Here is an 18527-nt window from a genome sequence, read left to right as displayed (position 1 = left end):
GCAGCCCATGTACAACCAGGACCCTTATTGGCTAATACCCAGCGCTTATCTGGCTTCCGACAGGATTTTTAATCGCTGCCTGCAGCAGCATGTCGGCGGTGTACTTTTCCAGGAGGATGAGAGGAAAGGCGAACGCGATGCCTTGCTGCTGGCCGCCCAGGACTATCAGTTTTATTTTGGTGGTCGCCTGAGAAAAGAAGACATTAAAAATAATGCAGAACTCTGGCGTCTTCCCTCCGCAGAGTTGGGCATTCATAAATTACTTGAGAAATACGTTGACCACTTTCTTCTCTGGCAGGGAGATTGCTTTGAGGTTCGGCGTGAAAAGCTTGAGTCCTGGGTCATGCTTTGTTCTATCGTCGATCCCGCCTGGATCATTGCCAGCGCTTATGTTCGGCTGCTGAAAGAGAATATTTTATCTGAGCATGAGTTTATTGCCGCCGTTATCGGGCGGCAATGTGCTTTCGCTTTTCCCGGTGAACGCAATGATGCTGAATATGCCGATAACCATGTGCATTTTAACGGCCACGGCTATTCCTCTTTATCTATGTTGAGTTTTATTGACGGGGATTTTGAACTTCAAAAAGGAATCAACTGGCCGCACCGGGAAGAATATACGCTTTTTGAAAGTGAGCACCTCGATAAGAATAATCTCCCTCACTGGCTTTCAACCTATGTTGCCTGTTTATTGCCTGTTATTTATAACGATGCCGCGCCGTCAGGAACAGGTTCAAACAAAGATATTGATTTTACAAAGCTCAATAATGCGACTGCTGTGTCAACGTCCGTCGATGAGCGGTGGGGACTTCTGGACAGGACCAGCCTCCACGAACCCGTTACACAGCAGCAACGTATTTTACAGATTGCAATCCAGTCCGACGAGCAGGGGCATAAACGCTGGATGCTTTTTTGCTGTGGATTGATGCTGGGAGAGCACTCTGCCGGATATGAACACTGTCTCGGAAACCTCATCCGCGTGAGTAACATATTACGCAACTATATGGTGGTCTCTGCGGTGGGTCTCGGCCAGTTTGTGGAATATTTCAGCTTTGGCGCTCGTCGGGCGGATAAGGATTTATTCCGGCGTGAGGCGGTGCGTTATGACCTTGGGAAGCATACTTCCCGAGAATATCGTGTGTCCCCCAACTTTATATTGGGAGAAAAAGACAGGCCGAATATTTACCATCACGATCTTAGTGACTTCTACGCCAATCATCACCAACAGGCGTTACCTGAACAGGCCCATCTGGTCATCCATTTTACCCGTGAGTTGCCGGACCAGGAGAAGCCTCATGACCGAAGGGTCCAGAAGCGTCGCGATGAACTGTTGCAGCAGGTCAGAGGGCTTGAGGATTTCAACGCCTCCGTCACGCTGAAAAATGGTGAGCATGTCAGCAGCATAGATGCTGAGCCACAGCCTGTGGATTTACGCCGCCTGGTGCGCGGATATGATGTGGCAGGAAATGAAAATGATTTGCCGATTGAAATATTTGCTCCGGTGCTCAGGGTTCTTCGGGCAGCAAAACATCCCGGCGGCATGCCGATGTCGACGCGATTGCAGCGGCCTTTTATTACCGTGCACTGCGGCGAAGACTACAGCCATTTGTTAAGCGGTTTGCGCGCGATGGACGAAGCCGTAGAGTTTTGCCAACTCAGGGAAGGGGACCGGCTCGGGCACGGGCTGGCTCTGGGCGTGGATGTCGGCCAGTGGGCAAATCGGCAGCGCCGGGCCTGGCTCACCGCGGGTCAGCATCTGGATAATTTAGTCTGGGCTTATCACCAGGCTGTTCAGCTATCTCAACACACCACTGAGCATATTCCCGTGATGCACGAGCTAAGGGATAAAATTCATCGCTGGTCTCAACGGCTTTATAACGAGATTTGCACGCCCGATCTGCTTTATCGTGCGTGGCTGCTCAGGCGCAACTGGCCTGATTTTGAAGAGATGCAGTCCGACATCAGCAATGTTACCGAATGGGCGCCCGATCATGAGTGGCTGCGCAAAGATGATAAGGATGAAGTGCTGCAAAAAGCCACGCAGTTTTGGGAGCGTTATTTGAACAGTGGCTTAGAAGATAACAACCCTTTTAATCGTATTATTTCAGTGAATTGCCAGCCTGAAGCAGGGGCGCTTTTCGCGCCTGACATTCACGACAATGAAGATGTATTATCCCAGGGAGAACAACGTCTGTATGAAGCCATTCAGGATTTCTTGATGGAGAAATATAGTCGAAAAGGACTGATCGTCGAAGCCTGCCCCACATCCAATATTTATATTGGACGTTTTGAAAAATACCATGAGCACCCGCTGTTTCGCTGGAACCCGCCGCAGCAAGAGTGGCTCAAACCCGGAGAGAAGTTTAACCGCTATGGTTTGCGTTCAGGCCCGCTGGCCGTTTGCATCAATACGGATGATTGCGCGCTGATGCCGACGACGATCGCGAATGAACATAGGGTAATACGTGAAACTGCCATTCAGTGTTTTGGCGTGGGGGCATGGGCGGCAGATTTATGGATCGACGCAATCCGACGTAAGGGAGTAAGTACGTTCAGATCAAATCATCTGCTGCAGGAGCAGACAAATTAGTCTTTTTGTGCCGCTCGTTTTGACTGATATTCAGGCAGAAATAAACCGCAGCAGGATCGCTTTTAAGGTGATTTTGCTGCGAATAATGCTCACCGGTGGCCGTAACTCTCTAAAATAATTAACCATTGCCGTTGAAATTATCCAGAATGATTAATTCATAGATTTCGTTGTTATTTGATTTTTTTAATTAAAAAAAACACTGGCATTAATTGTATGGATTAATGAAGATGTGAATGAGATTTTAAAATATCGTGAAAGTGGGTTAACATAGAGATACTTCATTCACCTGCGATGCAATATAATTATTATGCCTGCAATGAAAAAGACAATTATTTCTCTGACGACACTGGCGTTATTCGTAAGCTCTGCTAGCTACGCTAACGCGGATTCCACGCAAAAAACCGACTTCCTGCTGATTGGCGGCGGTATCATGAGCGCCTCTCTCGGGACGTGGCTCCAGGAGCTGCAGCCGGACTGGAAACAGGTCATGGTTGAGAAGCTCGACGGCGTGGCGCTTGAGTCCTCTAACGGCTGGAATAACGCCGGTACCGGGCACTCTGCAAATATGGAACTGAACTATACGCCGGAGCGCCCGGACGGTTCTATTGATGTCAGTAAAGCGCTGGAAATTAATGAACAGTTTATGATTTCTCGTCAGTTCTGGTCTGCGCAAATTCAGCGCGGTATTTTGAATGACCCACACTCGTTTATTAATTCCACGCCGCACATGAGTTTTGTCTGGGGCGATAAAAACGTTGAGTATCTGACCAAGCGTTATGACGCGCTGCAGAAAACGACGCTGTTCCAGGGCATGAAATTCTCTACCAGCCATGAGCAAATTAAGCAGTGGGCTCCGCTGGTCATGGCAGGGCGCGATGCGAACCAGAAAGTGGCGGCAACCTGGACGCCGGTTGGTACCGACGTTAACTACGGTGAAATTACCCGTCAGCTGATCGGCAGCCTGAAAAAGAGCCCGAACTTCTCCCTGCAAACTTCTTCTGAAGTCACCGACTTCAAACGCAACGGCGATAATTCCTGGCACGTTACCATTAAAGACGTGAATAGCGGCAAAGAGCAGGCTATCGATGCCAAATATGTCTTCATTGGTGCCGGCGGCGGTGCGCTGAAACTGCTGCAGGAAACCGGTATCCCGGAAGCGAAAAACTACGCCGGTTTCCCCGTGGGTGGTTCGTTCCTGATGACCGAAAACCCGGCGGTAACCAGCCAGCATCTTGAAAAAGTGTACGGCCAGGCTTCCGTAGGGGCACCGCCGATGTCCGTGCCGCACATTGATGCTCGCTTTATCGACGGTAAGCGCGTGGTGCTGTTCGGGCCGTTCGCGACCTTCTCTACCAAGTTCCTGAAAAACGGTTCCTTCTTCGATCTGCTGAGCACCACCACGACCAGCAACTTTATGCCGATGACCGACGTAGGCCTGGATAACTTCGACCTGGTTAAATACCTGATTGGTCAGGTTATGCTGAGTGATGAAGACCGCTTCGAAGCGCTGAAAGAGTACTATCCGCAGGCGCGTAAAGAGGACTGGAAGCTGATTCAGGCCGGCCAGCGTGTACAGATCATCAAGAAAGATGAGAACAAAGGCGGCGTGTTGAAACTGGGTACCGAAGTTGTTGTTGACCAGCAGAAAACCATCTCTGCGCTGCTGGGCGCATCGCCTGGGGCTTCTACCGCTGCGCCAATCACGCTGAACGTGCTTAAGCAGATGTTCCCGCAGCAGTTCAACTCTCCGGAATGGCAGAACAAGATCCGTGCCGTGGTGCCAAGCTACGGTCAGGAGATGAACGGCAATGCGGCGCTGACTCAGAAAGTTTGGGATGACACCGCGGCCACGCTGCAGCTGACCAAACCGCCGGTCATTCAAATGAACGATCAGAGCGCTACACCGGTCGCTAAGCCTGCTGAAAGCAAAGCTGAAGCCTCTCCACAGCACGATATGGCGCTGTAAGCTTCACGCGTTAAATAAGTAAGAAAGCCTCTGCCAGCGCAGGGGCTTTTTTTTTGCGTATTAAATGCCGCCTTCTTATCTAATGGGGGATATTCCCCCGCTAACCGATATCTCTTATTGAGCGATCTGCCCTACAGTCCGCGTGTTGACAGGCGATAACGCCACTTTCAAGGAAAACACGATGACTAAACTGAATACCGGAATTTGCCTGCTTACCCTTTGCCTTGGTGCCGCCCTGCAGGCAAACGCCGCTCCTGCGACTGCGGATTGCCAGACGCTCCAGCTCGCAACTTGTCCCGCTCCCACGGACACGAAACTGCCTGACGTAAAAGATATGCTGACCTGGAATCAGCAGCAGCGCGTCGTGGGCTTTCGTAATGATTACAGTTCCTATGAGAGCGATGTTTTCAAAGCCGGGCAGTCTGTGCCTGTCCCACGCGCAGCAAAAGATCTCTCGGGCGTAAGCTATCAGTACGACGGACACGATTTTAAGCTGGGGGAATACCTCAAGCGAAACAGCGTGACCGGCATGATGGTCATTAAGGACGGCAAAATCGTCTGGGATTACTACGGGGAAGGCAACACGCCGACTACGCTCTGGACATCCCGCTCTGTTGGGAAATCTGTGGTCTCCACGCTGGTGGGCGTGGCGGTAAAAGAGGGGAAAATCACCTCGCTGGACGACGAGATTGTGAAATATAACCCGGACGTAAAAGGCACCGCCTGGGAGCACGTCACGGTACGCCAGCTGCTGCAGCACACCTCGGGCGTTAGCTGGGGGGAGGATTACACCAATCCGAAGTCCGACTTTGCCAGGCTGACGCAGTGCGAAGCGAACAGCGATACCTATGATTGCGTGAACAAGCTGGTGAAAGATCCGCAGCGTAAAGCCTACGCGAAGCCGGGTGAGGCCTGGTCTTACTCCTCCGGCGGCGCCTGGCTGTTGGGCGATACGCTGGAGAAAGCGACCGGCAAATCTCTGGCACAAAACCTTCAGGAGGCCATCTGGCAGCCATACGGCATGACGCACGACGGCGTGTGGCACAGCTATCAGAAAGGGAAGCATGATGTCGGCGCGCACGGCTTCAACGCCACGCTCGAAGACTGGGGTAAATTTGGCCTGTTTATCATGAACAACGGCGTGCTGCCGGACGGCAAGAAAATGCTGCCTGATGGCTGGGTGTCACAGGCTCGTGACTGGAATAAAGCGCAAAAATCCGTCACCGCCGCGCATCCGGACGGCAGCTACGGTTTTGAATGGTGGAACAACAGCGTTCCGGCGAATGCGAGCGATGTAGGGCCGAAACACGGTCTGGAAAGCAAAGACTCCATGTGGGCGCTGGGGATTTTTGGGCAGATGATCATGGTGAACCAGAAAGAGAAGCTGGTGATTGTCCAGTGGTCGACCTGGCCGAAGGCGGAGCCGTCTTTCAGCGCCCAGCCGCTGGAGGCGTCCCTGATGTTTAACGCCATCGCGAATTCGCTGAAGTAACAGGAAAGCCAGCCGAAAGGCTGGCTTTTTACTTTTTTTAGGTCTTACAGGCCGCGTTTATCCATCAGTAAGGCAAGGTCAACAAGGCGATTCGAGAAGCCCCATTCGTTGTCGTACCAGGCCAGAATTTTGACCAGGTTACCGCCAATCACCAGCGTAGACAGCCCGTCAATAATCGAAGAGCGTGGGTCGCCCTGATAATCGCTGGACACCAACGGTTCATCGCTATAGCCCAGAATGTTTTTCAGCGGGCCTGATTCTGCGGCTTTACGGAACGCCGTGTTCACTTCCTCTGCGGTCACATCGCGTTTAAGCGTCACGGTTAAATCGACGATAGATACCACCGGCACCGGCACGCGCAGTGAGTAGCCGGTCAGGCGGCCGTCCAGTTCAGGGATAACTTTACCGAGGGCTTTTGCCGCGCCGCTGGAGTAGGGAACTATCGACAACGCTGCCGCACGCGCGCCGCGCAGGTCTTTTTCCGGCTGGTCGTGCAGCGCCTGGCTGTTGGTGTAGGCATGGGTGGTGTTCATCAGCCCGTGTTCAATGCCAAAAGCCTGATGCAGAACCTGAGCGGCAGGGGCAAGGCCGTTGGTGGTGCAGCTGCCGTTACTCACCACAAAATGCTTCTGCGGGTCATAGCTTTCGTGGTTCACGCCCAGCACGATGGTCAGGTCGTCATCTTTACCTGGGGCGGAAATAATCACGCGTTTTGCGCCGCCGTGGGTGATGTGAACCTCTGCTTTTTCACGGCTGGTGAAAAATCCGGTAGCCTCGATAACGATATCTACGCCAACATCGCGCCACGGGATCTGCGCCGGATCTCTTTCGCTAAAGACGCGAATCGGCTTGCCGTCAACGTGCAGCTGGCCTTCGGAGGCCTCTACCGGCGCGGGCAGTTTGCCCATTAGCGAGTCGTGTTTTAACAGGTGTGCGAGGGTTTTGCTGTCCGTCAGATCGTTGATAGCAACAATCTCAATCTCCGGGTTACCCAGGGCAGCACGCAGCACGTTACGCCCGATCCTGCCAAAACCATTAATCCCGACCTTAACCATGATTCACTCCTTCTCTTGAATGTCTGGGGTCAGAGTATGCTCAGGGGGGAATGGCGTAAATGACAAAAAAGGATCAATTCACGCCAACTTACGGCAGTGGAAGCGTTCGCGGTATTCTCCCGGGGTAAGGTGGAGCTGGCGCTCAAAAACGCGGCGGAGGTTAATGGCGCTGCCAAAGCCTGCTGCCGCTGCGACCCGCTCAAGCGTGTCGGTTGACTGTTCAAGGTGGTGGCGCGCGGCGGCAAGCCTGGCCTCTTCCACGTAGCGAGCGGGGGTAACGCCGGTTTCGCGGGTAAAGACGCGGGTAAAATTCCGTGGGCTCATGGCAACTCGCTCCGCCAGTTTTTCCACCGACAAATCGTCCGCAAGGTTATCCAGCAGCCAGTCCTGAAGCTGGCCTATAGGCCCGGTATTGGCGGCCTGGCGCAGATGATAGCGGCTAAACTGCAGCTGGCCGCCGGGGCGGTGCAGGTACATCACTAAATCCTGAGCGACGTCACGGGCGAGGGTGAAACCGTAATCGGCCTCCACCAGCGCCAGCGTAAGATCGAAGCCGGAACTCACGCCGCCCGAAGTCCATACCGGCCCGTCCTGAATGTACAGCGGGCCGCCTTCGACTTTAATTTGCGGCCATTTGGCCTGCATTTCCTCAAGCATCCGCCAGTGGGTCGTTGCCCTGCGGCCATTCAGCAGCCCGGCCTGGGCTAATAACATGGCACCGCCACAGATGGAGGCAATGCGTTCGGTATGCGGCGACGCGCGGCGTATCCACTCCACCACGGCGCTGCCTTCGGGCTCGCTCATGCCTTTACCGGTGATCATGATGGTGTCGCGAGGCTCGTCGGGATCGAGGTCTGCCAGCCGGTGGTCGGCCAGCAGGTTGAGCCCGGACATGCCGTGCACAACGTGATGAGGCTGCGTGGTTGCGATGCTGATGCGGTAGCGAGGTTCGGCGAGCGCCTCCGTATGCAGGCGGTTGGCCTGCATCAGAATATCGGCGATACCGGCGGCTTCGAACAGCATGCCGCCGTCAGGGACAATAACCAGAATAGTTTTCATGTCCTGAAAAGTACGCTTTTAACAAATTAAGTCAATAGGGCTAGCCGTAGTGTCGTTTTCCCCAGTCGAGCGCCGTCTCAATCAGCTGAGTCAGCAACTGCTGGAATTGGCTGCCTTTATCGTCTGACCATGCAAAACTCTCTTCATCCATATAGCAGCACTGCGCCACTTCCAGCTGCACGGCATGAATGTTGTGCTCCGGCGCGCCGTAGTGGCGCGTGATGTAGCCGCCCTTGAAGCGCCCGTTCAGCACTTTGCTGTAGCCGTTGAAATGCTCGCTGGTTTTCAACAGCTCGGCGCTGAGCGCCGGGTCACAGCTGGCTCCGTCTGCGGTACCGAAGTTAAGGTCCGGCAGGCGACCTTCGAACAGCCGAGGTACCACGGACTTGATGGAATGCGCGTCCCACAGAATCGCATAGCCGAAGGTTTCTTTCAGTCGGGCGAGTTCCTGAGCAAGCGCCTGATGATACGGCTGCCAGATGTTGGTCAGAATGTCGGCTCTGGCCTGCGGGTCGGGGGATTTTCCTGGCTCAAACAGCGGCTCTCCGTCGAAAAAAATATCCGGATACAGCCCGGTGGTGGCGGTGGTGTAAAGCGGCTTATCGTCCGACGGGCGATTCAAATCAACCACGTAGCGGGAGTAGTTGGCGCTGAGCGTGCTGGCGCCCATTTCGCGTACCGGTTGGTAAAGTTTTGGAATGTGCCAGTCGGTATCTTCCCGTTTTTTTGCCCGTTCGGTCAGCCCGTTGGCCACTTCCGGCGTCAAATGCGTGCCGGGGTGCGGCATGCTGATAAGCAGCGGCAGTTTGCCCTGGTGAAGCTCAAAGCCTTTAATCATTCCACACCTCTTTACCGTGATAGATAACCTGTTTGGAGAGCGTGCCACCCAGCCAATAGCTGAGTTCGGCGGGATGTTCTATCTCCCAGGCAACAAAGTTTGCTTCTTTACCGGCTTCAAGCGACCCGGTTTGATCGCTGATGCCAAGTGCACGCGCCGCATTTATCGTCACGCCTGCCAGCGCTTCCTCTGGCGTCAGGCCAAACAGCGTACAGGCCATATTCATCATCAGCCGTAGCGACTGTACCGGCGAAGTGCCGGGGTTGAGATCGCTGGAAATAGCCATCGGCACGTGATGTTTACGCAGCAGCGAAACCGGCGGTTTTTGCGTTTCGCGCAGGAAGTAAAATGCTCCCGGCAACAGGACGGCGGTTGTGCCATGCTCTGCCATCAGGCGAATATCCTCCTCGCAGAGATATTCGAGGTGGTCGGCAGAAAGCGCGTTATGGCGTGCGGCGAGCCCCGCGCCGTGCAACAGCGAAAGCTGCTCGGCGTGAAGCTTGACCGGCAGGCCGAGTTCATTCGCTTTCGTGAACACGCGATCAACCTGCGGGACGGAAAACGCCAGGTGTTCGCAAAAGGCATCCACGGCGTCGACCAGCCCTTCGTTATGCAAAGCGGGTAACCAGCGTTCGCACACCTCGGTGATAAAGTCGTCGCTGCGGTCTTTGTATTCCGGCGGCAGGGCGTGCGCGGCCAGGCAGGTGCTGTAAATCGTCAGCGGCAGGCTCTGCGCCAGCTGGCGGATCACGCGCAGCATTTTGCGCTCGTCTTCAAAGCTGAGGCCGTAGCCTGATTTCACTTCCAGCGTGGTTACGCCGTCTTTGCGCAGCGCATTAATGCGGCGGCTGGCGCTTGTCAGCAGGTCGGCTTCGCTCGCCTGACGCGTGGCCTTCACCGTGCTGGCGATGCCCCCACCCGCCGCGGCAATGTCAGCGTAGGTTGCGCCGTTAAGGCGCATCTCAAATTCCTGACTGCGGTTGCCGCCGAATACGCTATGGGTGTGGCAGTCGATAAGGCCGGGGGTAACAAGTTTGCCGTGCAGGTCGCGCTCTTCGTCATAAGGCTGGTCGGGACGCTGGCTACAGGGGCCAACCCAGGCAATTTTGTCGCCTTCGGTCAGCAACGCCGCGTCTTCGATAAGATTGTAATGGCCGTTGACCATGGTGGTGATGTGGCAATTGCGCCATAAAATCCGCATAAGATCTCTCTCATCAGGACAGGGCGCGGCGAGTGCCGCGCCACAGAGGAACTACTTCGCCAGCATTGGCAGGTTCAGACCGTGCTCTTTTGCACACTCGATAGCAATATCATAGCCCGCATCCGCATGGCGCATGACGCCGGTTGCCGGGTCGTTATTCAGCACGCGGGCGATTCGCTCCGCCGCTTCGTCGGTGCCGTCGCAGACGATAACCATGCCGGAGTGCTGCGAGAAGCCCATGCCGACGCCGCCGCCGTGGTGCAGGGAAACCCAGGTCGCGCCGCTTGCCGTGTTCAGCAGGGCGTTCAGCAGCGGCCAGTCGGACACCGCATCGGAGCCATCCTGCATTGATTCGGTTTCGCGGTTCGGGCTTGCCACCGAGCCGGAGTCAAGATGATCGCGCCCAATGACGATAGGCGCAGACAGCTCGCCGCTTCTGACCATTTCGTTAAACGCCAGCCCCAGTTTGGCGCGCTGACCCAGGCCGACCCAGCAGATACGCGCCGGCAGGCCCTGGAAGCTGATGCGCTCTTTGGCCATGTCCAGCCAGCGGTGCAGGTGTTTATCGTCCGGGATCAGCTCTTTGACCTTGGCGTCGGTGCGGTAGATATCCTCCGGGGAGCCGGAAAGCGCGGCCCAGCGGAAAGGCCCGATGCCGCGGCAGAACAGCGGGCGAATATAGGCCGGAACAAAGCCCGGGAAATCAAAGGCGTTGCTCACGCCCATCTCTTTCGCCATCTGGCGAATGTTGTTGCCGTAGTCGAAGGTTGGGATACCCTGCTGCTGGAAGGCGAGCATCGCCTTCACGTGCTCTGCCATCGAAGCTTTCGCCGCCTGAGTCACCACGGCAGGCTCAACGGCGGCGCGTTCGCGGTACTCTTCCCAACTCCAGCCCACGGGCAGGTAGCCGTTGAGCGGGTCGTGGGCGCTGGTCTGGTCGGTCACCATGTCCGGGCGAACGCCGCGTTTTACCAGCTCCGGCAGAACTTCTGCCGCATTGCCGTGCAGGGCGATAGAAACGGCCTTACCTTCGCTGGTGTAGCGTTTGAGGCGGGCGAGGGCGTCGTCCAGGTCTTTGGCCTGCTCGTCGACATAACCGGTGCGGAGGCGGAAGTCGATGCGTGACTGCTGGCATTCAATGTTCAGCGAACAGGCACCGGCCAGCGTGGCGGCCAGAGGCTGTGCGCCGCCCATGCCGCCCAGGCCTGCGGTCAGCACCCAGCGCCCGGTCAGCGAGCCGTTGTAGTGCTGGCGGCCCGCTTCGACGAAGGTTTCGTAGGTGCCCTGCACGATGCCCTGGCTGCCGATGTAAATCCACGACCCGGCGGTCATCTGGCCGTACATCGCCAGACCTTTAGCGTCCAGCTCGTTAAAGTGTTCCCAGTTTGCCCAGTGCGGCACCAGGTTTGAGTTAGCAATCAATACGCGCGGCGCGTTGGCGTGGGTTTTAAAGACGCCAACAGGCTTGCCGGACTGCACCAGCAGGGTTTCGTCCTCATTCAGCGCTTTCAGCGCCTCCACCATTTTATCGAAGCATTCCCAGTTTCTCGCTGCCCGACCAATGCCGCCGTAGACCACCAGCTCTTTCGGGTTCTCAGCCACATCCGGATCGAGATTATTCATCAGCATGCGCAGCGGGGCTTCCGTCAGCCAGCTTTTTGCATTCAGCGTTGTGCCGCGTGGCGCCCTGATTTCAACATCACGATAACGAGAAAACTCACTCTTCATGGGGGTTCACCTTGTTTTGAGATAACGGAGAAATGCTCACGAAAAATACCATGTCATTTTTTCGCTTGCTTGTATATACATGATTAGCATATTTGATGCCAGGCGCGACATTGAATTTATTTATATTTAAAATCAATTGGTTATTGTGTTTTGTGTTAATAGTTACATCATATATCCCGCTAAAAACTCGCCTGGATGCACTCTTTTGGCGCTCTTTACAAAGCGATTGATCCTTTTTAGGGCAAAAAGAGCAGTTCAGATAGCTGGTAAACCGCTCGGAAGGCACCGTTTAATCCTGATAAAAATCACGGTTAGATCACATTTAAAATTTAATAAAACAATCATATATTTGTTTTTAAACAATAAATTGTCTTTATTTCAATGTTGCGTTTTTGTTATGGCACAGGCTTTGCAGATTGTACATACAATGCTATACATAGCTTTTTTACGCAGCCGTTCATTTCTTCGGCAGCCAGATGACCATGAGGCGTAGCGATGATTACTTTCAACAATGTGACCAAGTTTTACGACGACGGAACGGTCGTGGTGGATGGACTGAACCTGACCGCACCCGGCGGCAAAATCACCGTGCTGGTAGGCCCTTCAGGCTGCGGGAAAACGACGTCACTGCGGATGATTAATCGGCTGATTGAGCCGTCCTCCGGCGAGATCTTGCTTAACGGCGAGTCCACCGCAGAAATGGACGTGGTGCAGCTGCGTCGGCGCATTGGCTACGTTATCCAGAATGCGGGCCTGTTCCCTCACAAAAACATTATCGACAACATCGCTACCACGGCGATCCTCAACGGCATGGCCAAGGCCAAAGCCCGCGCAAGAGCTGGCGAACTGCTAGAGGTCGTTGGCCTGGCGCCGCAGCTGGCAAAGCGCTATCCGTGGCAGCTTTCGGGCGGCCAGCAGCAGCGCGTGGGGGTTGCCCGTGCGCTGGCCGCTGACCCGGAGTTCATGCTGATGGATGAACCCTTCAGCGCCGTGGACCCGGTGGTGCGCGATCAGCTGCAGGAAGAGTTCCTGCGCATTCAGAAAGAAGTCAGCAAAACCATCATTATGGTGACTCACGATATCGATGAGGCGATGAAGCTGGGCGACCTGGTGGCGGTGCTGAAGCCCGGCGGGAAGCTGGGGCAGATGGCCTCGCCGGGCGAGCTGCTTAACGCGCCACAAAGTGATTTCGTGGCCGATTTCATTGGCCGCGACCGGGGATACCGCAAGCTGAGCTTCTACAATTCGGGGCCGCTGGCGTCGATGCAGACGGAGCCGACTGCCGAGGTCGGCACGCCGATTGACATGGCGCGCAACATTGCGGTGCAGCGCTGGCTGCTGGTGACCCGCGAAGGCAAAGCCTGCGGCTGGTTTGATACGCATCAGCAGGTTGAGGCCGTTGTCCCTGAGCACATTAATCTGGGCGCCACCTTTTACCCGCAAAGCGGCACGCTGCGCCAGATGCTGGACTCCGCGCTCAGCTCACCGTGCCACCGCGCCGTGGTGATTGACGACCGAGCCGAAGTGCTGGGCACGCTGGGGTTGGATCACGTGCTGGACGCGTGTAAATCCATGGCGCGGGAGGCGGTATGAAATTTGACTGGCTGTGGGCGCAAAGCGACAAAATCTTTCATTTACTGCTGTGGCACCTCTACCTCTCGGTCACGCCAATCCTGATTGGCCTGCTGCTGGCGATCCCGGCCGGCTGGCTGGTGAGCAGCATGCCGCGCGTAAAGGGCGTCATTCTTAACCTGTTCGGGCTGTTGTACACCATTCCGTCCCTGGCGCTGTTTGTGCTGCTGCCGCCGCTGCTCAATACGCAAATCCTTGACCCGATTAACGTGGTGGTGGCGCTGACCATTTATAGCTTTGCGCTGCTGGTCAGAACGGTGTGTGACGGGCTGGACTCGGTGCCCACCGACACCCGGCAGTCCGCTTTTGCCCTCGGCTATAAGCCGATACATCAGTTTTTCCAGGTTGACCTCCCGCTGGCGGTGCCGGTCATTGGTTCCGGGATGCGCGTGGCCGTGGTTTCCAACGTCAGTATTGTTTCCGTCGCCGCGCTGATAGGTGCCCCGCAGCTGGGGTCGCTGTTTACCCAGGGGTTTCAACTGCAGTTTCTGACGCCGATTATTGCCGGCATCGTGCTGTGTATCGTGCTGGCTTTCGTCCTTGACTGCGTGGTCGTCGCCGTCACCCGCTCTTTAAGCCGCTGGCAGCCAATAAGGGGATAATGTATGTCTGACTGGTTCTTTACGCTCAGCCACTGGTATGGCGATGACGGTATTCTCCCGCTGCTGGCACAGCACATTGGCTACAGCGCCGTGGCGCTGGCGATAGCGATTGCCATTGCTTTTCCGGTGGGCTGCTACACCGGCCATACCGGTAAGGGCGAAGCGCTGCTGATTGGCACCACCAACGCGCTGCGCTCGCTGCCTTCGTTTGGCCTGATTATCCTGCTGGTTATCCTGATGGCGGGCTATTTCGAGTCGGATATGGCCTTTATTCTGCCGTGCATCATCGTGCTGGTGGTGCTGGCGCTGCCGCCCATAGCGCTCGGCGTGCATGCGGGCATCCGCTCCGTTGACCCGAGCGTGCATGATGCCGCCAAAGGCATTGGCCTGACGCCGTTCCAGGTGCTGACGCAGGTTGAACTTCCGTGCGCCACGCCGTTGATTCTGTCCGGCATTCGCAGCGCCACGCTACAGATTATCTCTACCGCCACCATCGCGGCCTATGTCTCGCTGGGCGGTCTTGGCCGATTAATTATCGACGGTCGTGCGGCCAACGATTTTGCGCAGATGACCGCCGGCGCGGTGCTGGTTGCCGTGCTGGCGCTGCTTGTGGATGTGTTCTTTTCCCTTTCGGTGAAGTACGTGGTTTCCCACGGTATTTCCCGACGTATCAAAACCCAGTGATGTTGAGCCCGTTAATTACACAAGGTGAACGCGATGAATATGAAGAAACGTTGTTTGACGCTGTTGAGTGCCGCGATGCTGTCCGTTGTTTCCTCCGCGTGGGCGGCGGACTCGGGCCAGAAGGTGATTATTGGCTCGGCTGATTTCCCGGAAAACCAGCTGCTGGCGACGATTTATGCCGGAGCCCTGGAAGCGCAAAACATCCCGGTGGAGAAGAAGCTGAATATCGGCAGCCGCGAAGTCTACATTCCGGCGCTGCTCGACGGCTCCATTAACGTTATCCCTGAATACAGCGGCGCGCTGCTGAGCTACCTGGACGCCAATAATAAAGCACACAGCTCTGACGAAGTGGCCACCGCGCTGGCGGCGAAGCTGCCGGCAAAAGTGAAGATGCTGAACACCGCCGTGGCGCAAAACAGCGATGTTATCGCCGTGACCAAAAAAACGGCGGATAAATACCAGCTCAAAACCATTGATGACCTGAAGCCGCATGCGGCAGAACTCATCCTGGGCGGCCCGGCCGAATGGAAAACGCGTCATGAAGGCGTGCCGGGGCTGAAAGAAGTCTATGGCCTGAACTTCAAAAGCTTCAAAGTGCTGGACGTGGCGGGCCCGCTAACGCTGACCGCGCTGAAAAATAACCAAATCCAGGCGGCGGATTTGACGTCCACCACGCCGGAAATCCAGAAAGATCATCTGGTGGCGCTTGCCGATCCGAAAAACCTGTTTGCGGCACAAAACATCGTCCCGATTGTCGCCACCGCCACGCTGAACCCGACGATTGAGAACACGCTGAACAAAGTGTCTGCGCAGCTAACCACCGCAGATTTGATTGCCATGAACGGGCAGCTTGCCGAATTCGCCAGCATTGATGACGTGGCTCATCAGTGGCTGGTTAAACATGGCCTGAGCAAGTAAGGGCGCACAATGACAAGACAAACTGGCTCCTCCGCTCACCTGCATCAGGCCGTGACCCTGGGCAGAGCGCAGACCACTCTCGAAGAGTTAGTGCGCATTGCCGACGGGGCTCCGGTCGCGCTGGCCGAAGAAGCGCTGGCGAACATGGACCACGTCAGCGGGTATATTCGACGAGCAATAGATGAAGGGCAGGTGATCTACGGGCTGACCACCGGGGTAGGTGACCTGGTCACGGAACGCCTTTCCGCCGACCAGATAGCCAGCGTACAGCTCAATATGCTGCGCAGTCACGCCTGCGGGATGGGGCCAGATTTGTCCGTACGCGAAGTGCGGGCGATGATGGCAGTGATGCTGAAGTCGCTGCTGCAAGGCTACAGCGGCGTCAGTGCCGAGCTGGCGAAACGCATGGCCGAAATGTTGAATCGCCAGGTTACGCCGTGGTCGCCGGCCAGCGGCTCTGTTGGTTATTTAATTGCGACGGCGCATATCGGGCTGTCGCTGTTTGGGGAAGGGCAGTGTTGGTATCAGGGCGAGCTTTTGCCGTCTGCCGAAGCCCTGGCAAAGGCGGGCATCGCCCCTCGAATCCCTGGCCCGCGTGAAGGTCATGCCCTGATAAGCGGCACCTATGAAATCACCGGCCTGGCGTGCCTGGCCGTGCATGATTTTGAGCGGTTGCTGCCGGTGGCGGATATGGCCGGCGGCATGTGTCTGGAGGCGCTGAAGGGCAACACCCGTGGCTACGACGCAAGGCTGCATGCCCTGCGTCCGCACGACGGGCAGCAGAAAACCGCCGCGATTTTGCGCCGCTTGCTCAGCGGCAGCGAGATCTTTGCCCGTTACCGCGACCATCGCGTACAGGATGCCCTGAGCCTGCGCTGCATTCCGCAAATTCACGGCGCGGTGCGCGACCAGCTCGCCCATTGCCGCCAGATTGTGACCATCGAACTGAATTCGGTCACCGATAATCCGGTCTTCCTGATCGAAGATGACGCGCTGGTTATTCTTCCCGGCGGCAACGGCCACGGTGCCCCGCTGGCGCTGGCATTGGATTCTCTGGCGATAGCCATTGCCCAGGTCAGCACGGCGTCTCAGGCTCGATCCGACCGTATTACCAACGTTCACCTGAGCGGCCTGCCGGCGTTCCTGGTCGGCAGAAGCGGCGCAAACTCCGGCATGATGATCCCGCCTTACGTTGCCGCCGCGCTGGCGGGGGATAACCGCAGCCTGGCCGCGCCGTCCAGCGTGCATACCGTCACCACCTGCGCCGGGCAGGAAGACCATATCAGCATGGGCGTTTCTTCGGCTCGCAAGGCGCTACAGGCGGTTAGCAATGCGGTGGATATCGTTGCCATCGAGCTGCTGTGTGCCAGCCAGGCGCTGGAGTTCCATCGCCCGCTGCGTGCTTCGGTCGGCGCGGAGTTGACGCTGGGTATGGTGCGCGAGCTTGTGCCGTTCCGCGAAACGGACACCGCGCTGTACCCGGACATGCATGCCGTGCGGGATTTGATTGCTGAAGGCGAGCTAAGCCAAAGGCTGCTCTCCCTGATTGAGGAGTCACAACATGAGTGAAGCTTTGCAGCCGCTAAAAGGCATAAGAGTGCTTGATCTATCCCGCGTGCTGGCTGGCCCGTGGTGCGCTTCCTTACTGAACGATCTGGGTGCTGAAGTCATCAAGATTGAGATGCCGGGCAGCGGGGATGACTCCCGCAGCTTTACCCCCCATATTGCCGGGGAAAGCAGCTACTTCATGCAGCTTAACCACGGTAAAAAAAGCGTCACCCTGGATTTAAAAGCCCCGGAGGGATTAGCCATCCTCAAGCAGCTGGTGGCGCAGGCCGACGTGCTGGTGGAAAACTTCCGGCCGGGCGTAACCAAACGCCTCGGCATCGACTACCCGACGCTGCAGGAGATTAATCCGCGGCTGGTTTATGCCAGCATTTCCGGGTTTGGGCAGCAAGGGGCGATGGCGCACAAAGCCGCTTATGACCACATCGTGCAGGCCTATGGCGGCATTATGCAGGTCACCGGCTGGGCGGAAGGGGAGCCAACCCGCGTCGGGGACGCGATAGGCGACGTGGTCGCCGGGCTGTACGGCAGTTGGGCGGTGCTTGCCGCGCTGCTGCAGCGCGGGATCGGCGGCCAGGGGCAGCATCTTGATGTCTCGATGCTGGATACCATGGTGACGATGCAAATGGTATCCCTGACCCAGTGGATTGGCGGCCAGCCTCCCGCCGGGCGGCTCGGGAACGCGCATCCTATCAGCGCGCCGATGGACAGCTATCCGGCTCAGGATGGCCACATCGTGATTGCGGTCGCCAACGACAAGCTGTTCCGCCAGCTTTGCTCGGCGATGGACAAGCCCGAGCTGGCAAGCGATCCGCTTTATCTCACCGACCCGCTGCGCCTGGCTAACCAGCAGCCGCTTCGCGTAGAAATCGAGCGCTGGCTGGCGGATAAAACCGTCAATGATGCGCAGGCCATTCTAGACAGCGCAGGCGTTCCGGTCTCCGCTGTTCTGCGCCTCGATCAAATCCTTACCAGTGATTATGCGCGAGAGCGCGAGCTTGTGAAGCAGGTGAAACACCCGACGGCAGGCAACATCTCTATTGTTCCGCAGCCGGTGAAAATGAGCGCCATGACGGCAGAGCCCGCGCTGGTTCCGCCTGCGCTGGGCGAACATACGGCAAGCGTGCTGCGAGAATTACTGGCGATCGACGAGGCAACGCTTAAGCAGTTAAAGGCGCAGGGCGTAATTTAACCGGCGG

Annotated in this window: 14 protein-coding genes; 9 read left to right on the top strand and 5 right to left on the bottom strand. The window is 56.5% G+C overall.

The window, feature by feature from the left end:
- The first annotated feature begins 7 nt into the window (after nucleotides 1-7).
- The 3 genes from rdrB (at nucleotide 8) to VGM55_RS16710 (ending at nucleotide 6045) form a co-directional block, all read left to right on the top strand.
- Nucleotides 8-2587: an antiviral RADAR system adenosine deaminase RdrB gene (rdrB, locus tag VGM55_RS16720; protein WP_331636078.1), complete on the top strand. Its 2580-nt coding sequence runs from the start codon at nucleotides 8-10 to the stop codon at nucleotides 2585-2587.
- A 307-nt stretch (nucleotides 2588-2894) separates the two neighbouring features.
- Nucleotides 2895-4553 carry a malate dehydrogenase (quinone) gene (gene mqo, locus VGM55_RS16715; protein ID WP_331636077.1) on the top strand — a complete coding sequence of 553 codons (1659 nt, stop codon included), beginning with the start codon at nucleotides 2895-2897 and terminating at the stop codon, nucleotides 4551-4553.
- A 181-nt stretch (nucleotides 4554-4734) separates the two neighbouring features.
- Nucleotides 4735-6045, top strand: a complete 1311-nt coding sequence (locus VGM55_RS16710) for a serine hydrolase (protein ID WP_331636076.1) — start codon at nucleotides 4735-4737, stop codon at nucleotides 6043-6045.
- Nucleotides 6046-6089: 44 nt separating this feature from the next.
- Here VGM55_RS16710 and gap read toward each other — a convergent pair whose 3' ends face one another.
- From gap to hutU, 5 genes are all read right to left on the bottom strand, one after another.
- Nucleotides 6090-7100 (bottom strand): type I glyceraldehyde-3-phosphate dehydrogenase, encoded by a 1011-nt coding sequence (gene gap / locus VGM55_RS16705; protein WP_331636075.1) that lies wholly within the window; start codon nucleotides 7098-7100, stop codon nucleotides 6090-6092.
- 78 nt (nucleotides 7101-7178) lie between these two features.
- The gene (locus tag VGM55_RS16700) at nucleotides 7179-8159 is read right to left on the bottom strand and encodes a GlxA family transcriptional regulator (protein WP_331636073.1); all 981 of its coding nucleotides are present in this window, start codon (nucleotides 8157-8159) and stop codon (nucleotides 7179-7181) included.
- A 40-nt stretch (nucleotides 8160-8199) separates the two neighbouring features.
- Nucleotides 8200-8997, bottom strand: coding sequence for an N-formylglutamate deformylase (gene hutG / locus VGM55_RS16695; protein WP_154186787.1), 798 nt, complete (start codon nucleotides 8995-8997; stop codon nucleotides 8200-8202).
- Nucleotides 8990-10198: an imidazolonepropionase gene (gene hutI, locus VGM55_RS16690; protein ID WP_331636072.1), complete on the bottom strand. Its 1209-nt coding sequence runs from the start codon at nucleotides 10196-10198 to the stop codon at nucleotides 8990-8992. The genes hutG and hutI overlap by 8 nt, the downstream gene beginning before the upstream one ends.
- 51 nt (nucleotides 10199-10249) lie before the next feature.
- Nucleotides 10250-11926: a urocanate hydratase gene (hutU, locus tag VGM55_RS16685; RefSeq protein ID WP_154186790.1), complete on the bottom strand. Its 1677-nt coding sequence runs from the start codon at nucleotides 11924-11926 to the stop codon at nucleotides 10250-10252.
- Nucleotides 11927-12421: 495 nt separating this feature from the next.
- Between hutU and VGM55_RS16680 the strand changes: the two genes are divergently transcribed.
- From VGM55_RS16680 to VGM55_RS16655, 6 genes are read left to right on the top strand one after another with little or no spacing between them, the layout of a single operon-like run.
- The gene (locus VGM55_RS16680) at nucleotides 12422-13519 is read left to right on the top strand and encodes an ABC transporter ATP-binding protein (protein WP_154186792.1); all 1098 of its coding nucleotides are present in this window, start codon (nucleotides 12422-12424) and stop codon (nucleotides 13517-13519) included.
- Nucleotides 13516-14160 (top strand): ABC transporter permease, encoded by a 645-nt coding sequence (locus VGM55_RS16675; protein ID WP_331636070.1) that lies wholly within the window; start codon nucleotides 13516-13518, stop codon nucleotides 14158-14160. The genes VGM55_RS16680 and VGM55_RS16675 overlap by 4 nt, the downstream gene beginning before the upstream one ends.
- 3 nt (nucleotides 14161-14163) lie before the next feature.
- Entirely contained in the window at nucleotides 14164-14844 is a 681-nt protein-coding gene (locus VGM55_RS16670; protein ID WP_038482225.1) for an ABC transporter permease, read from the top strand.
- Nucleotides 14845-14877: 33 nt separating this feature from the next.
- Nucleotides 14878-15762, top strand: a complete 885-nt coding sequence (locus tag VGM55_RS16665; protein ID WP_154186796.1) for an ABC transporter substrate-binding protein — start codon at nucleotides 14878-14880, stop codon at nucleotides 15760-15762.
- Nucleotides 15763-15771: 9 nt separating this feature from the next.
- Nucleotides 15772-17331 carry an aromatic amino acid ammonia-lyase gene (locus VGM55_RS16660; protein WP_331636069.1) on the top strand — a complete coding sequence of 520 codons (1560 nt, stop codon included), beginning with the start codon at nucleotides 15772-15774 and terminating at the stop codon, nucleotides 17329-17331.
- Complete coding sequence (locus tag VGM55_RS16655) at nucleotides 17324-18520, top strand: CoA transferase (protein WP_331636068.1); 1197 nt, start codon at nucleotides 17324-17326, stop codon at nucleotides 18518-18520. The genes VGM55_RS16660 and VGM55_RS16655 overlap by 8 nt, the downstream gene beginning before the upstream one ends.
- The last annotated feature ends 7 nt before the right edge of the window (nucleotides 18521-18527 follow it).

The sequence above is a fragment of the Cedecea sp. genome (genome assembly GCF_036500665.1).
Classification (GTDB): Bacteria; Pseudomonadota; Gammaproteobacteria; order Enterobacterales; family Enterobacteriaceae; genus Cedecea.
Note: the sequence above shows the minus strand (reverse complement) of the source record. Positions and strands in the feature narration are given on the sequence as shown.

Excerpts from the sequence above, each read along its gene's own strand:
- rdrB (WP_331636078.1), top strand. The coding sequence starts at position 8 with ATGTACAACCAGGACCCTTATTGGCTAATACCCAGCGCTTATCTGGCT.
- mqo (WP_331636077.1), top strand. The coding sequence starts at position 2,895 with ATGCCTGCAATGAAAAAGACAATTATTTCTCTGACGACACTGGCGTTA.
- VGM55_RS16710 (WP_331636076.1), top strand. The coding sequence starts at position 4,735 with ATGACTAAACTGAATACCGGAATTTGCCTGCTTACCCTTTGCCTTGGT.
- gap (WP_331636075.1), bottom strand. The coding sequence starts at position 7,100 with ATGGTTAAGGTCGGGATTAATGGTTTTGGCAGGATCGGGCGTAACGTG.
- VGM55_RS16700 (WP_331636073.1), bottom strand. The coding sequence starts at position 8,159 with ATGAAAACTATTCTGGTTATTGTCCCTGACGGCGGCATGCTGTTCGAA.
- hutG (WP_154186787.1), bottom strand. The coding sequence starts at position 8,997 with ATGATTAAAGGCTTTGAGCTTCACCAGGGCAAACTGCCGCTGCTTATC.
- hutI (WP_331636072.1), bottom strand. The coding sequence starts at position 10,198 with ATGCGGATTTTATGGCGCAATTGCCACATCACCACCATGGTCAACGGC.
- hutU (WP_154186790.1), bottom strand. The coding sequence starts at position 11,926 with ATGAAGAGTGAGTTTTCTCGTTATCGTGATGTTGAAATCAGGGCGCCA.
- VGM55_RS16680 (WP_154186792.1), top strand. The coding sequence starts at position 12,422 with ATGATTACTTTCAACAATGTGACCAAGTTTTACGACGACGGAACGGTC.
- VGM55_RS16675 (WP_331636070.1), top strand. The coding sequence starts at position 13,516 with ATGAAATTTGACTGGCTGTGGGCGCAAAGCGACAAAATCTTTCATTTA.
- VGM55_RS16670 (WP_038482225.1), top strand. The coding sequence starts at position 14,164 with ATGTCTGACTGGTTCTTTACGCTCAGCCACTGGTATGGCGATGACGGT.
- VGM55_RS16665 (WP_154186796.1), top strand. The coding sequence starts at position 14,878 with ATGAATATGAAGAAACGTTGTTTGACGCTGTTGAGTGCCGCGATGCTG.
- VGM55_RS16660 (WP_331636069.1), top strand. The coding sequence starts at position 15,772 with ATGACAAGACAAACTGGCTCCTCCGCTCACCTGCATCAGGCCGTGACC.
- VGM55_RS16655 (WP_331636068.1), top strand. The coding sequence starts at position 17,324 with ATGAGTGAAGCTTTGCAGCCGCTAAAAGGCATAAGAGTGCTTGATCTA.